This is a genomic window from Sphingomonas kyeonggiensis, assembly GCF_014196745.1.
Lineage (GTDB): Bacteria > Pseudomonadota > Alphaproteobacteria > Sphingomonadales > Sphingomonadaceae > Sphingomonas > Sphingomonas kyeonggiensis.
The window spans coordinates 796555-809728 of the sequence record NZ_JACIEH010000002.1 but is presented as its reverse complement, the minus strand read 5'-3'; the positions used below and the strand labels follow the sequence as shown (position 1 = coordinate 809728).

Below are 13174 nucleotides of genomic sequence, written 5' to 3'. Positions count from 1 at the left end.
AATCAGCGGGCGGTGTCGCTGAACCGCAGCGACAGGGACAAAAGCAGGCGGTCGGACGGGCGCCGCTGGTCGATCGTCAGCGCCTTGTCCTTGGGATGGGCATAGGTGACCTCGAGCAGCGCCATGCCGGGCAGGGTCAGCCGCACGCCGCCGCCGAAGCTGGAGAGCTTGCGGTTGCGCTCGGTCGCGCCGCGGTCGAGATTGTCGAGATAGACGAAGTCGTAGAAGCCGAAGGGCTGCACGGTGAAGCGCTGCGAGATCGGCAGGGTGAACTCCGCCTCGGCGCTCAGGCCCACTGCCCGGTCGCCGCTGTTCGCGCCCGGGTCGTAGCCGCGCCCGATCGTCAGGTTGCCGAGCGAGAATTCCTCGTAGTTGAGCAGCGAGACGTCGGTCCACTGTACCTGGCCCTTGCCGATCAGCCGGAACCACGGGCTCGGCCCGACGATCCCCTCGACGCTGCCGCGCGCGACGAACGCGGCCGAATTGCCGTCGATGCGCGACTGGACGTGCCCATCGACGAATCCAGTCTTCGACGCGCCGAGGATTTCGAATCCCTTCCGCAACTCCACCGCCGTCCGCAACGACCAGATCACGCTGCCGTCCAGCCGGAGATCGCGCATGTCGCCGCTCATGCTGGCATAGACGATCCGCATCTTGTCGCGGGTCAGCGGCAGCTTGGCGTCGCCCGAATAGATGTTGGTGTACTGGTCGATATAGTCGAAGCCGGCACCCACCGAGACATTGGTGTTGAGCGAGCGGACCAGTGGCCGGGTGAGGTCGAAACCGGCGATCAGCGTGTCGGTCCGATAGTCGAGCGCGCCGAGATCAGGACGCGACCAGGCATAGCTCACCCGCCCGCCAAAGGTGGTGCCCTTGCCGTCCAGGCCGATGATGTGGCCGGCCTGGAGGATCTTCTGCTCCTGGAAATCGGCGGTGCTCGACACGCCGAAATAGGTCAGGTCGGCCATGCCGGTCAGGCCGTAATATTCGCCGCGCACATAGGCGGTCTCGCGGCCGAGCACCTTCGAATTGTAGTTCTGCGCATTGGCGAGCACGGTGAAGCGGCGATAATTGATCGTCACTTCGCCGATCACGTCGCCCTGCTTGCCACCGGCCGGGCGCAGCGCCAGCTGCACGTCGAGCCCGGGCACGTCGCCGGCGAGCAGTAGCAGCCGCTCGACGGTGCGCTCGTTGAGCGGGTCATAGGCCTGGAGCTGGGCCAGCCGCTCGCGCAGCAGCTTGTCGTACGGCCCGGGATTGCCGCGCACTCGCGTCTCGACCATCCGCGCCGTGACGATCTGCAGCCGGAGCACCCCGTCGGTGATCTCCTGCGCCGGAATCTGCACCGAGGCGATCCATCCGCGCCGGCGTAGCGCCGCGTTGACGTTGTCGCGCAGCTCGCAGACCACTCGGATCGACTGGTCGCCGCTCGGCAGCTTGAGGTCCGATATCGCCGCCGCGATCTCGGGCTGCAGCGCCGAACCGTCGGGCCGCGAGAACTCGACCTTCTTCAAATCCAGCCGCAACGGGGAATCGTCGAACGGGCAGGTCTCGGCCTGGAAGGCGCCGCGCGAGTCGACATTGACGCTCGAGCGCTTCTGGATCTCCGGCGTCGGCGGCGTCACCTGCTCGGGCGACGGCAGGCTCTGCTGCGACGGATTGGTCTGCGCCGCGGCCGCGCCGCTCCACAGCAGGCCAGCCAGCAAGGCGCTCGCACCACAACCATTACGATAGAACCACCCTGAACGATGCACGCCGCGCTTCCCCTTAGAACGCCTGTGACACCCGAGAGGCGCCACTGTTGAACGCACGAACCCACGACCGCGAAATCCGCGATTCTATTATGATTTATTATTATTTTACTATGCGATAACCCGATATCTGCACAACTGTTAGTAAGTTAATCTTTCAGGTTTGTGTCGAGACCGGAACATTCAACGCTCCTGATAGAAACTGTTTCCCGCGAGCGTCTTGTAAAGCACCACATCGCTGCTCGGCGCCCCGCTGCCGGCGGTGCGCCACCAGTAGAGCTTGCCGCCGGTCGGGTCGGGTGGACGCGGCCCGCGGGCGATCTGAAGCACTGCCTCGACATGCGCGCGCAGCACCGGCTGGCGCTGGTCACCCGCCTCGTTGGCCAGGCGCAAGATATTGGCGATGTTGGACGAGACGTCGCCCGCGATCGTCGGATAGCTGCCCAGCCCGTGGAACTGGCCCGGCGCGCGGATCACGTCGCCCAGGCTGGTCGCGCCCTGCGATCCCCAGCGGTTCGACGGCTTGGCCCGGCGGTTCTCGACCACGACGCGCATCAGCCGCATCGATTCGGCGAGCTGCGCCTGGGCGTTGGCCGCCACCAACGTGGGATTGGGCGCCTCGGCGAGCAGCAGACGGGCGAGCAGCCCCGCATCCGTGGTGGGATCGGGCAGGGTCAGCACCGGCTGCACCTGCACCGGCACCGGCCCATAGACGACCCCGTCGCCCGAGCGGATCGAGAGGTTGGTCTGGCCGGCCAGCACTGCGTGCAGGATGAAGGTGGTGAAGTTCGGCCCCATCCGGTTGTTGACCTCGACCCCTGCGGCGACCGCCGGGGTGGACGAGACGATGGTCAGCGGAAGCCTCTCGCCCGGGCCGGGCAACACCTTCAGCTTGAGGGAATTGCCCGCCACCGCGACGATCGGCGTCGCGACGGACTGTCCGGACAACCATTGCAGATCGGCCATTTGCTTTCCCCTCGCCTGCCGTTCAGGACGCGCTGATCGTGTATTTGTCGCCCTTGGCGACGCAGTCGGCGAGCTTCGCGGCGACCCAGGCGCGGGTGACGAGATAGGTGCTGCCCGCGACATCGGCCTCGGTGGCGACCACGTCGGTCTTGAGGTTCAGGTTGCGGTTCGAGCGGAGCAGCGCATCCGCGGAGTCACTGCCGTCGCCCCGGCCCAGCCAGAGGATCAGCCGCTCACCCTCGCGCCAATGCACCCAGCCCGTGGCCCCCTCCGGACCGCGATAACCGATCGCGCAGAAATGCTGGGGACCCTTGGGGTGCGGCGCAGCCTCGGCGAGCAGCCGCCGGATCGCTGGCGCTGCATCGCCGAATGCCGGATCGCCGCGCGGCGCGAAGCTCGCCTCTGCCTGCACCGGGCGCGACGAATGCGCGGCTGGGGCACAGGCAATTGTGAGGGAGGTTAGCGCAGTCAGGATCGAGACATGCCGAAATCGCGTCAAACCCGCTCCCCCACGCAGCGCAACAGTCAGAGAGCCAGTCTCTGACCCCGCTCACCAACCCGCTCGTCGCCCGAAAGTTCCTCGCGGTCGCAGCAAGACGCCGCGAATTATCCCCGAAACGGCCCGGTGTGACGCACCCTATTGGCCCGGCATGGACAAGTTCCGGCGCCGCCCATAAAGGTCGGCCTCCTCCCTCACGCCTGAGAGTTGCCCGGTCCCGATGTTCCGACCTCTGTACGACTGGGTGCTGCGCATGGCGCACCACCGCCACGCGCTGCCGGCCCTGTTCGGCGTCTCGTTCGCCGAGGCCAGCTTCTTCCCGATCCCGCCGGACGCGATGCTGATGCCCATGGTGCTCGCCCGCCGCGACCGCGCCTACATGATCGCCGCGGTCTGCACGCTCGGATCGGTGGTCGGCGGCATGTTCGGCTATGCGATCGGCTATTTCCTCACCGAATTCGCCAACCAGGTGCTCGAATTCTTCAAGCACAACGCGTTCCAGGAATTCACCGCCCAGTACAACAAATATGGCTGGGCGATCATCCTGGTGAAGGGTTTCACCCCGATCCCCTTCAAGCTGGTGACCATCGCCAGCGGCCTGTCGCACTATCCCTTCGCGCTGTTCGTGCTGCTCGCCACGATCACCCGCGGGGCGCGCTTCTTCCTCGTCGCGGCGCTGCTCAAGCGTTTCGGCGCGCCGGTGCAGGAATTCGTCGAGAAGCGGCTGGACCTGTTCGCCTGGGGCTTCCTGGCGCTGATCGTGCTGGGCTTCGTGGCAGTCGCGCTGTTCTGAGCGGAACCGCCGGTTTCTTTTCCTCTCAGCGCCAGCTTGCACCCTCGCTCGCGACTCGCTAGATACAGCACCCAATCCGACAGCGTGGGTGGGAAAGCACCGGTTCCTTCAGGAAGGACCGGGCAGCGGACCCGTGCCCCGCGGCCGGCGAACTTTGAAGCGAGGATGGCCCCAGTGGCGAAGACCAGTCCGACCGAATTCGTGAAGCAGGTGCAGACCGAAGCGCGCAAGATCGTGTGGCCGTCGCGCCGCGAGACGATCATGACCGGCGTGATGGTGATGATCATGACCACGCTGCTCGGCGTGTTCTTCTTCGGCATCGATTCCATCTTCGACTTCATCGTCAATTCGCTGCTGCGCCTGTCGCAGCGCGGCTAAGAACAGAAACTAGGGAAAGAACGAACGCATGGCGCGCTGGTACATCATCCACGCCTATTCGGGCTTCGAGGGCAAGGTCCGCGACCAGATCCTGGCCGACGCTACCCGCATGGGCCTCGATCGCCTGGTTGAATCGGTCGAAGTGCCGACCGAGACCGTCACCGAGGTTCGCCGCGGCAAGAAGATCCAGTCCGAGCGCAAGTTCTTCCCGGGCTATGTCCTCGCCAAGCTCGAGATGAACGACGACGTCTATCACCTGGTGAAGAACACGCCGAAGGTGACCGGCTTCCTCGGCTCGTCGGGCAAGCCCCAGCCGATCAGCGAGGCCGAGGCCGCGCGCATCCTGAACACCAAGGACGAGGCGGCCACCGCCGCGCCCAAGGCGAAGGTCAAGGTCGATTACGACATCGGCGACACCGTCAAGGTCACCAGCGGCAACTTCGCGACCTTCTCGGGCGTGGTCGAGGAGCTCGACTACGACAAGAGCCGCGTGAAGGTCTCGATCTCGATTTTCGGCCGCGCCACGCCGCTGGAGCTGGGCTTCGAGGACGTCGAGCGCATCAAGTAAGCGCAGGCGACTTTTGGATCACGAAAGGGCCGGGGCGAAAGCTCCGGCCTTTTTCGTTGTCTTCGCCGTTGAGGCGTCGCTACGCCCGACCTGGGCGAATTTCCGCGTCCGCCGTGCCTGTTTCGGCGAGCAGCGGATAGACCGTCGAGACCTCCCGCCCGATCCGCTCGCGCATCGCCGCGCGCATCGTCCGGGAAGCATCGCGATAATCGTCCCAGCGCGTGGTGATCTCGCGGATCGTCCAGCTCGAGATGTGCTTGGTCGAGGCGAAACGGTCGTGCTGCGCCCCTTCCCGCAGCGCATCGAGGTCGGTCCGCTCCTGCTGGCCCGCCCGGGCGATCAGATCGGGATAGAGCCGGTCCAGCAGCATCGTCCGCGCGCGGCTGGCACGGGTGAGCGCCAGGCGTACCGCCGAGAGCTCCTGCATGGGCGGCTCCGGGCGGGCCGTCAGCGCCTCAAGCTCGTCGAGCTGGGTCCGTATCTCCGCGTGCAGCCGCTGCAGCTCGTCATATGGGCTCATCACCCATCAATGCGCGGCCGGGCGCATTGTATCCGGCGGAATCAGGCTTCCTTGCCGCCCCATTCGCGGTTGAGCCCCAGCGCCGCCAGCGTGCAGACCGCGCCGGAGAGCAGATAGGCGCCGACCGAGAGCAGCCCGAAATGGCTCGCCAGAAACAAGGCGGCGAGCGGCGCGAAACCGGCGCCGATGAACCAGGACGCAGTCGCCGTGGTGCCGGCCCCGGTATAGCGCCGCCTAGCCGAAAAGCTGGAATTCACCGCGCCCGAGGACTGGCCGAACGACAGGCCGAGCAGGATGAAGCCGACGATCATGTACACCCATTCGCCGGTCGATCCGGTGCCGAGCAGCTGTGGTGCGAAGCCGCTATAGGCGGCGATGAAGGCAGCCGAGACGCCGAGCAGCGTGCGGCGCCCGATCCGGTCGGCGATATAGCCGGAGAGCACCACGGAGATCAGGCCGACGACGGCACCGACTAGTTCGATGACCAGGAAATGCTCGGCCGGCTCGCCCTTCAGCACCACCCAGGAAAGCGGGAAGACGGTGACGAGGTGGAACAGCGCGAAGCTGGCGAGCGGAGCGAAGGCGCCCAGGATCACGGTGCGCCCTTCCTCGCGGAACAGCTCGCCCACCGGGGTCGGCTGCAGTTCCTGGCTCTCGTAGAGCCGCTCGAACTCGGGGGTCGAGATCAGGCGGAGCCGGGCGAACAGCGCCACCACGTTGATCACGAAGGCGACGAAGAAGGGATAGCGCCAGCCCCAGTCGAGGAAGTCGGCCGGGCTCAGCGCGGTGAGCAGGAAGGCGAAGACGGCGGCGGCCACGAACAGACCGATCGGCGCGCCGAGCTGCGGGATCATCGCATAGAAGCCGCGCTTCTCGTGCGGGGCGTTGAGCGAGAGCAGCGAGGGCAGACCGTCCCAGGTGCCGCCCTGGGCGAAGCCCTGGCCGAGCCGGAACAATGCGAGCAGCGCCACCGCCAAGCCGCCCGCCTGGGCATAGGCCGGCAGGAAGGCCATCGCCGCAGTCGATCCGCCGAGCAGGAACATCGCGATGGTCAGCTTCACCCCGCGGCCGTGCTTGCGGTCGAGCCAGACGAACAGCAGCGCGCCGAACGGACGGGCGATGAAGGCCAGTGCGAACACCGCGAAGGAATAGAGCGTGCCGGTCAGCGCATCGACATAGGGGAAGATGACGGCCGGGAAGACGATCACCGACGCGATCGCATAGACGAAGAAGTCGAAGAACTCCGATGCGCGCCCGATGATCACGCCGACCGCGATGTCGGACGGACGTACTTCGTGCCCGCGGGCATTGATCAGGCGGGCGTCGCGTTCGAGCGTCGTCGAATTCGTGGTGCTCAGCGTGGCCACCATCCCTCAGTCCTCTTCCATTGCAATGCGCATTGCACGGGCACGGATGCGCAACGGTGTAGTTCCATGATAGTTTCCCGCCTAGCTCATGGTCAGTCGCGTGCCTTTGACATCGGTCAAAGGCAGAAGAGCATCGGGAGGATAGCTGGGGCGCATGCTGAGACCAGGATCCAAGCTGCTTCGCCGGGCCTTTGGGGGCCTTTCCATTCTTGCCCTGCCCTTGATTCTGGGTGGATGCGACAAGATGGTCGTCATGAACCCGACCGGCGACATCGCCGTTCAACAGCGCAATCTCATCCTGTTCTCTACAGGCGTGATGCTGCTGATCATCGTGCCGGTGATGGCGCTGACTATCTGGTTCGCCTGGAAATACCGGCGCAGCAACCCGAACAAGACCTATGATCCGAACTTCGATCACTCGACCACGCTCGAGCTGATCATCTGGACCTGCCCGCTGCTGATCATCATCGCGCTGAGCGCGGTGACCTGGACGAGCACCCATCTGCTCGATCCCTTCCGCCCGCTCGAGCGCATCGCGCCGGGCAAGCCGGTTCCCGTGGGGACCAAGCCGCTCGAGGTCCAGGCGGTGGGCATGGATTGGAAATGGCTGTTCATCTATCCGGAACTCGGCATCGCCACGGTCAACGAGCTGGCGCTGCCGGTCGACCAGCCGGTGCACTTCTCGATCACCTCGACCGACCAGTTCAACACCTTCTACGCCCCCACCCTCGCCGGCATGATCTATGCGATGCCGACGATGAAGTCGGAGCTGCACGCGGTGCTCAACAAGGCCGGTGACAGCTGGGGCTATTCGGGCAACTATACCGGCCGCGGCTATTCGGACATGCGCTTTAAGCTGCGCGGCGTGGACAAGGCCGAGTTCGACGCCTGGGTCGCGGGCGTGAAGGCCGGCGGCAATCTCGATACCGCCGCCTATCTCGAACTGGCCAAGCCCAGCGAGAAGGTGCCGGTGATGCGCTTCTCCACCGTGGCGCCGGGCCTGTTCGACAGGATCGTCAACCAGTGCGCCGAGCCCGGCAAGCCCTGCATGGTCGACGTGATGCGCGGCGACATGATGCGCGGCGCCAAGCCCGGCCACGCCCGGCCGGCGGAGGGGCAGCCGCCCGGCCAGCCCCAGGCCCAGCCCACGGACAAGCACCACCCGGGTATGTCCGCCCTCACCCCCATCCGCACGCCCGGCGCACCGCGCGCCGCCCAGGCCTGAGCGATCGGAACCGCCATGACTGACACCCTGACAAAGACGGTGTTCGGACGCCTGTCCCTGGAGTCCCTACCCTTCCTGCACGAGCCGATCCTGCTCGGAACCTTCATCGTCGTCGCGCTGCTCGGCCTCGGCCTGGTCGGCGTGGTGACCAAATACAAGCTCTGGGGCTATCTCTGGAAGGAGTGGTTCACCAGCGTCGATCACAAGAAGATCGGCATCATGTACATCATCCTGGGCATCGTGATGCTGCTGCGCGGCTTCTCCGACGCCCTGATGATGCGTGCCCAGCAGGCGATCGCGTTCGGGGACAACCCCGGCTACCTGCCGCCACACCATTATGATCAGATCTTCACTGCCCACGGGACGATCATGATCTTCTTCGTGGCGATCCCGCTGGTCGTCGGCATCGTCAACTTCGTGATGCCGCTCCAGATCGGCGCGCGCGACGTCGCCTTTCCGTTCCTCAACAACCTCAGCTTCTGGCTGACGGTCGCGGGCGCGTTGCTGGTGATGCTCTCACTGTTCGTCGGCGAGTTCGCGCGGACCGGCTGGCTGAGCTACGCACCGCTGGCCGGATTGCAGTACAGCCCAGACACGGGCGTGGACTATTATCTCTGGTCCCTGCAGATAGCCGGCGTCGGCACGACACTCTCGGCGATCAACATGGTCGCCACCGTCATCAAGATGCGCGCGCCCGGCATGACGATGATGAAGATGCCGGTCTTCACCTGGACCGCGCTCTGCTCGAACGTCCTCGCAATCGCCATCTTCCCGGCGCTGACCGCGGCCTTCTTCCTACTGCTGCTCGATCGCTATGCCGGCACGCACTTCTTCACCAACGAGCTCGGCGGCGCGCCGATGATGTACTGGAACATGGTGTGGATCTGGGGTCACCCGGAGGTCTATGTCCTCGTCCTACCCGCATTCGGCATCTATTCCGAAATCACCTCCACCTTCACCGGCAAGCGCCTGTTCGGCTATTCGTCGATGGTCTACGCCACGGTGGTCATCACCATCCTCAGCTACCTGGTCTGGCTGCACCACTTCTTCACCATGGGCGCCGGCCCGACGGTCAACAGCTTCTTCGGCATCGCCACCATGGTGATCTCGATCCCGACCGGCGCGAAGATCTTCAACTGGCTGTTCACGATGTACCGCGGCAACATCCGCTTCGAGCTGCCGATGATGTGGGTGGTCGCCTTCATGCTCACCTTCACCGTGGGCGGTATGACCGGCGTGTTGCTCGCCATCCCGCCGGCCGACTTCGTGCTGCACAACTCGCTGTTCCTAGTGGCGCACTTCCACAATGTGATCATCGGCGGCGTCGTGTTCGCGCTGTTCGCCGGCATGGTCTACTGGTTCCCCAAGGCCTTCGGCTTCAAGCTCGACGACTTCTGGGGCAAGGTCGCCTTCTGGGGCTGGGTGATCGGCTATTGGGTCGCCTGGACGCCGATCTACGTCGTCGGCCTGATGGGCACCACGCGCCGCGTGAACCATTTCGACGACCCGAGCTTCCAGCCATACTTCGTGATCGCGGCGATCGGCGCGGTGATCATCCTGGTCGGCATCCTCGGCTTCGTGATGAGCATCCTCGTCGGCTTCCTGAAGCGCGACCAGCTCAAGGACACCACCGGCGATCCGTGGGAGGGCCGCACGCTCGAATGGTCGACTTCGTCGCCCCCGCCCGCCTACAACTTCGCGTTCACCCCCGTCATCCACGACCTGGATGCCTGGTACGACATGAAGAGCCGCGGCTATGCGCGCCCGACCAGCGGCTTCCGCCCGATCCACATGCCGAAGAACACCGGCGCGGGCGTGATCCTGTCTGGCCTGGCGCTGGTCTTCGGCTTCGCGATGATCTGGTACATCTGGTGGCTCGCCGCCCTCAGCTTCGCCGGCCTGTTCGCGGTCGCCGTCGGCCACACCTTCAACTTCAAGCGCGACTATTACATTCCCGCCGAGGAAGTCGCCGCAACCGAGGACAAGCGCACCACGCTGCTTGCGCAGGGGGCCTGACATGACCGACCACGCACTGGAACCCCAGGCCGAGCCGACCTGGTACCTGACCGAGGAAGAGGGGCATCACGATCACGGGGCCGCCGGTCCCACGATCCTGGGCTTCTGGATCTACCTGATGAGCGACGCGCTCATCTTCGCCTCGCTCTTCGCGATGTTCGGGGTGGTGGCCAGCGCCTATGCCGGCGGCCCGGTCCCGCGCGAGATCTTCGACCTGAAGCTGGTCGCGCTCAACACCGGCCTGCTGCTCGCCTCGTCGATCACCTTCGGGGAAGCGATGCCGCACATGGAAGCCGGGCGGGTCGGCCCCGTCCGCTTCTGGCTGGCGCTCACCGGGCTGCTCGGCGCGGGCTTTGTCGGGATCGAGCTCTACGAGTTTGCGCACCTGATCGCCGAGAATGCCGGGCCGGACCGCAGCGCCTTCCTGTCGGCCTTCTTCACCCTGGTCGGCACCCACGGCGCCCATGTGACCATCGGCCTGGTGTGGATCGTCACCATGCTGATCCAGCTCGGCCAGCACGGCCTGAACGCCGCGACCAGGCGCCGCCTGATCTGCCTTTCGATGTTCTGGCACTTCCTGGACATCATCTGGATCGGCGTCTTCACCTTCGTCTATCTGTATGGAGTGATCCGTTGAGCACCCCGCACGAAACGCCCGACACGCGCGGGCACGGCAATGGCCACCGCATCGGCTCGCTGCTCGCCATCGTCCTGACGGTGATCCCGTTCTGGCTGGTGATGAACGGCTCGCCGCTCTCGCCCGGCTGGACCGTGGCGACGATCTTCGCCTTCGCGATCGTCCAGATCATCGTCCATGTCGTCTTCTTCCTGCACCTCGACACACGGTCCGAGGGCGGATGGACGCTGCTCGCCTTCCTGTTCACGGCGGTGATCGTCATCCTGACGATCGGCGGCTCGGTGTGGGTGATGTACCACCTCAACGCCAACATGATGCCGATGCCGGATATGGGGAACGGCCACTAGGGAGGCCGTTCCTTATGGGGGATCGACCATCTAGGCTCGGCCGATCCCCCTACCCCTTCAGATCGCGATCTCGGTCCACTCGATCGTCGAGTTGCCGCCGCTCTGGGACTGGTTGCTGCTCGTGTTGTAGGCGCCCATCTTCGGGTAGAAATGGCGCCCGCTCTTCAGGCTGCCGTCAAAGACGGTTCCCGCCTTGTCCCCGTCCGGGTTCGTCTTTTTGCAGACCACGCCGTTGATCCGATATTCCGGCGTCTGCCCGGTGCTCACCGATACGCTGACGTCGTACGAGCTGCCGATCATCACGGTCGGCGCGCCGCTGCACACCTGCCCGCCCTGCACCACGTAGAATTCGAAATTGCCGCCCGACTTGGGCCGCACCGCGAGCTGGGTGATAGGCTCGGAGGGACCCGAGGTAGCGCCCGCCGCGACGACGTTGAGCACCTGCATCACGCTCACATATTTCCCGCCGCTCACCAGCTTGAACCGCCCGCTCGCCGAGACGCCGGTTGTGCTCGACGTGCCGCGCAGCTCGGCCCTGCCGGGGGTGCTGTCGGTCCGCTGCTGGATGGTGAACCGCTTGCCGCCGCCGATATTGGTAATGCTGCCGCGGGCATCGACGTCAGTCGTGTAGGCCCAGGCGACCCCGGCGGTGGCGAGGATCAGACCGGTGGCCGCGAGCGCAGCCGTGCGATTATGCTTGAACATGGCATCTTCTCCAGGTGCCTCCTGGGTTGCCCCGGCTGGTCTCGTGGGAGCTTTTGCTCATGCCGCCGGTTGGGCCAGACTGAGCATGGTCAGGCCAATTGGCAAGGCACAATTGATCGGAAAAGGTGTCAGCGCATCGCCGGCGCCAGCTTCGCCTCGAACTGGGCGAGCGTGCACAGGCCCTTGATCCCCCGCGCATCGCAGCCCGGGATCGCCAGCACCGCGCGATAGGGCGCGTCCGCGCCCAGCGCCGTCGCGCTCCGGATCTGGTCGAGCGTCTGCGAACGATAGAGCGCGCGGACATAGAGCGCGCCCTTCGCGTCGCGCAGTCGTTCCAGCACGATCGCCCCGCCCGGCGCGGGATCGTCGGCGGCGATACCCGGCACCTGCCAGTGGACGTCGAGCAGCCCGCCCAGATTGGCGACATTGGTGTCGTGCCCCGAGACGAGTGTGACCGGCGCGCTGCCGGTCAGCCCCGCCCGCAGGATCGGTGCGATGCCGCTCAAGTTCGCCGCAGCCACCGCCCTGGGCCGGGCGAGCAGGCGGAATTCGAGCGCATGGAAGGCCGAGAGCGCGGCGATGTCGCGCGCGGTGGCGCGACCCCAGCCGACCTCGGCCATCGGCTTGCCCTCGCCATATTCGAGCAGCAGGATCTGCGCGGCGGTGGAGGCACGGTCGAGCGCACCGCCGAGCTTCGGCCGCTTGCCGGCAGCGGCGGGCGCGATGCTCGAAGCCTCGCCCGACACGCCGCAGCCGTTCTTCGCGGCACCGCACAGGATCCTGTCGAGCGAAACCAGCAATGCGTGGTGGCGCGCCTCTACCGCAGCGATGCCGCCCGGCCCGACTTCCGCGGCGACACCGGCATCGGCCGCGGCGGGATCATAGCCGCCCTGCCCCTGCTCGATCGCCGAGAAGATCGGATCGTCCTCGCCCTGCGGCCGGTGCCGGTTGGGGATGGAGCAGCCCGGCGCGAGCGCGGCGAGCCAGGCATCGGCAGTGGCGATGGTCCGCTGATCGCTGTCGGCGACCACGGCAACCGCGCCGGGCGCCGGACAACCGGTGGCGGGCAACACACCCAGCCGGCGCAGCCGCGCGCCATCCCAGCTGCCGAGCCGGCCGACCGCCTCGCCCCCATGCGGGGTGAGCCAGCCCGGCGCGACCGGCCAGCTCGGCCAGGCATCGGCGGCCGCGCCCGCGGGCATGGGCTGCGCCTTGGTCGGCGGGCGCACGCCGTGTCGCATCAGCAGCACGACGCGGTCCACGCCAAGCCCTGGCGGCGGGGCGTCGGCGGCAGGCCCGGCGGGCCCATTGCCGCCCAGGCTGACCACAAGGGCGATACCGCCCAGCAGCGTGCGGAACATCATCGCCTTGCGCATCACCCAGTCCTCCCGACCTACCAGTC

Annotated in this window: 14 protein-coding genes; 7 read left to right on the top strand and 7 right to left on the bottom strand. The window is 66.2% G+C overall.

Annotation, left to right across the window (positions count from 1 at the left end; genetic code table 11):
- Positions 1 to 2: 2 nt before the first annotated feature.
- The 3 genes from GGR46_RS12770 to GGR46_RS12760 form a co-directional block, all read right to left on the bottom strand.
- On the bottom strand, positions 3 to 1706 hold the full coding sequence (locus GGR46_RS12770) for a ShlB/FhaC/HecB family hemolysin secretion/activation protein (protein ID WP_183998251.1): 1704 nt from the start codon (positions 1704 to 1706) through the stop codon (positions 3 to 5).
- A 228-nt stretch (positions 1707 to 1934) separates the two neighbouring features.
- Entirely contained in the window at positions 1935 to 2717 is a 783-nt protein-coding gene (locus tag GGR46_RS12765; protein ID WP_183998248.1) for a hypothetical protein, read from the bottom strand.
- Positions 2718 to 2739: 22 nt separating this feature from the next.
- Positions 2740 to 3129: a hypothetical protein gene (locus GGR46_RS12760; RefSeq protein WP_183998246.1), complete on the bottom strand. Its 390-nt coding sequence runs from the start codon at positions 3127 to 3129 to the stop codon at positions 2740 to 2742.
- A gap of 307 nt (positions 3130 to 3436) precedes the next feature.
- On the opposite strand from GGR46_RS12760, the gene GGR46_RS12755 reads away from it, so the two are divergent.
- The 3 genes from GGR46_RS12755 to nusG all read left to right on the top strand — a co-directional run bounded on the left by GGR46_RS12755 (position 3437) and on the right by nusG (position 4955).
- Complete coding sequence (locus GGR46_RS12755; protein ID WP_183998244.1) at positions 3437 to 4009, top strand: YqaA family protein; 573 nt, start codon at positions 3437 to 3439, stop codon at positions 4007 to 4009.
- Positions 4010 to 4183: 174 nt separating this feature from the next.
- The gene (gene secE / locus GGR46_RS12750) at positions 4184 to 4387 is read left to right on the top strand and encodes a preprotein translocase subunit SecE (RefSeq protein ID WP_183998242.1); all 204 of its coding nucleotides are present in this window, start codon (positions 4184 to 4186) and stop codon (positions 4385 to 4387) included.
- A 28-nt stretch (positions 4388 to 4415) separates the two neighbouring features.
- On the top strand, positions 4416 to 4955 hold the full coding sequence (gene nusG, locus GGR46_RS12745; protein ID WP_183998241.1) for a transcription termination/antitermination protein NusG: 540 nt from the start codon (positions 4416 to 4418) through the stop codon (positions 4953 to 4955).
- 79 nt (positions 4956 to 5034) lie between these two features.
- Here the strand turns inward: nusG and GGR46_RS12740 are convergent, their stop codons facing one another.
- Together GGR46_RS12740 and GGR46_RS12735 are read right to left on the bottom strand one after the other, a co-directional pair.
- Positions 5035 to 5475: a hypothetical protein gene (locus GGR46_RS12740; protein ID WP_183998239.1), complete on the bottom strand. Its 441-nt coding sequence runs from the start codon at positions 5473 to 5475 to the stop codon at positions 5035 to 5037.
- Positions 5476 to 5516: 41 nt separating this feature from the next.
- Positions 5517 to 6845, bottom strand: a complete 1329-nt coding sequence (locus tag GGR46_RS12735) for an MFS transporter (RefSeq protein WP_183998236.1) — start codon at positions 6843 to 6845, stop codon at positions 5517 to 5519.
- A gap of 241 nt (positions 6846 to 7086) precedes the next feature.
- Here GGR46_RS12735 and cyoA point away from each other — a divergent pair, with 241 nt between their 5' ends.
- From cyoA to cyoD, 4 genes are read left to right on the top strand one after another with little or no spacing between them, the layout of a single operon-like run.
- The gene (gene cyoA / locus GGR46_RS12730) at positions 7087 to 8067 is read left to right on the top strand and encodes a ubiquinol oxidase subunit II (RefSeq protein ID WP_246426057.1); all 981 of its coding nucleotides are present in this window, start codon (positions 7087 to 7089) and stop codon (positions 8065 to 8067) included.
- A gap of 15 nt (positions 8068 to 8082) precedes the next feature.
- A complete protein-coding gene (gene cyoB, locus GGR46_RS12725) occupies positions 8083 to 10083 on the top strand; it encodes a cytochrome o ubiquinol oxidase subunit I (protein WP_183998232.1) in 2001 nt (666 codons plus the stop codon).
- Between the two features lies 1 nt (position 10084).
- Complete coding sequence (cyoC, locus tag GGR46_RS12720; protein WP_183998230.1) at positions 10085 to 10720, top strand: cytochrome o ubiquinol oxidase subunit III; 636 nt, start codon at positions 10085 to 10087, stop codon at positions 10718 to 10720.
- Positions 10717 to 11067: a cytochrome o ubiquinol oxidase subunit IV gene (gene cyoD, locus GGR46_RS12715; RefSeq protein ID WP_183998226.1), complete on the top strand. Its 351-nt coding sequence runs from the start codon at positions 10717 to 10719 to the stop codon at positions 11065 to 11067. Before cyoC ends, cyoD begins: the two co-directional genes overlap by 4 nt.
- A 57-nt stretch (positions 11068 to 11124) precedes the next feature.
- Here cyoD and GGR46_RS12710 read toward each other — a convergent pair whose 3' ends face one another.
- Positions 11125 to 11772, bottom strand: a complete 648-nt coding sequence (locus tag GGR46_RS12710; RefSeq protein ID WP_183998224.1) for a hypothetical protein — start codon at positions 11770 to 11772, stop codon at positions 11125 to 11127.
- A gap of 128 nt (positions 11773 to 11900) precedes the next feature.
- Positions 11901 to 13148: a histidine-type phosphatase gene (locus GGR46_RS12705; protein ID WP_183998223.1), complete on the bottom strand. Its 1248-nt coding sequence runs from the start codon at positions 13146 to 13148 to the stop codon at positions 11901 to 11903.
- Between the last annotated feature and the right edge of the window lie 26 nt (positions 13149 to 13174).

Bases quoted from the DNA above. Each gene is read 5' to 3' on its own strand.
- cyoA (WP_246426057.1), top strand. From the start codon at position 7,087: ATGGTCGTCATGAACCCGACCGGCGACATCGCCGTTCAACAGCGCAAT.
- cyoC (WP_183998230.1), top strand. From the start codon at position 10,085: ATGACCGACCACGCACTGGAACCCCAGGCCGAGCCGACCTGGTACCTG.
- GGR46_RS12710 (WP_183998224.1), bottom strand. From the start codon at position 11,772: ATGTTCAAGCATAATCGCACGGCTGCGCTCGCGGCCACCGGTCTGATC.
- GGR46_RS12765 (WP_183998248.1), bottom strand. From the start codon at position 2,717: ATGGCCGATCTGCAATGGTTGTCCGGACAGTCCGTCGCGACGCCGATC.
- nusG (WP_183998241.1), top strand. From the start codon at position 4,416: ATGGCGCGCTGGTACATCATCCACGCCTATTCGGGCTTCGAGGGCAAG.
- GGR46_RS12705 (WP_183998223.1), bottom strand. From the start codon at position 13,148: ATGCGCAAGGCGATGATGTTCCGCACGCTGCTGGGCGGTATCGCCCTT.
- GGR46_RS12755 (WP_183998244.1), top strand. From the start codon at position 3,437: ATGTTCCGACCTCTGTACGACTGGGTGCTGCGCATGGCGCACCACCGC.
- GGR46_RS12740 (WP_183998239.1), bottom strand. From the start codon at position 5,475: ATGAGCCCATATGACGAGCTGCAGCGGCTGCACGCGGAGATACGGACC.
- cyoB (WP_183998232.1), top strand. From the start codon at position 8,083: ATGACTGACACCCTGACAAAGACGGTGTTCGGACGCCTGTCCCTGGAG.
- GGR46_RS12735 (WP_183998236.1), bottom strand. From the start codon at position 6,845: ATGGTGGCCACGCTGAGCACCACGAATTCGACGACGCTCGAACGCGAC.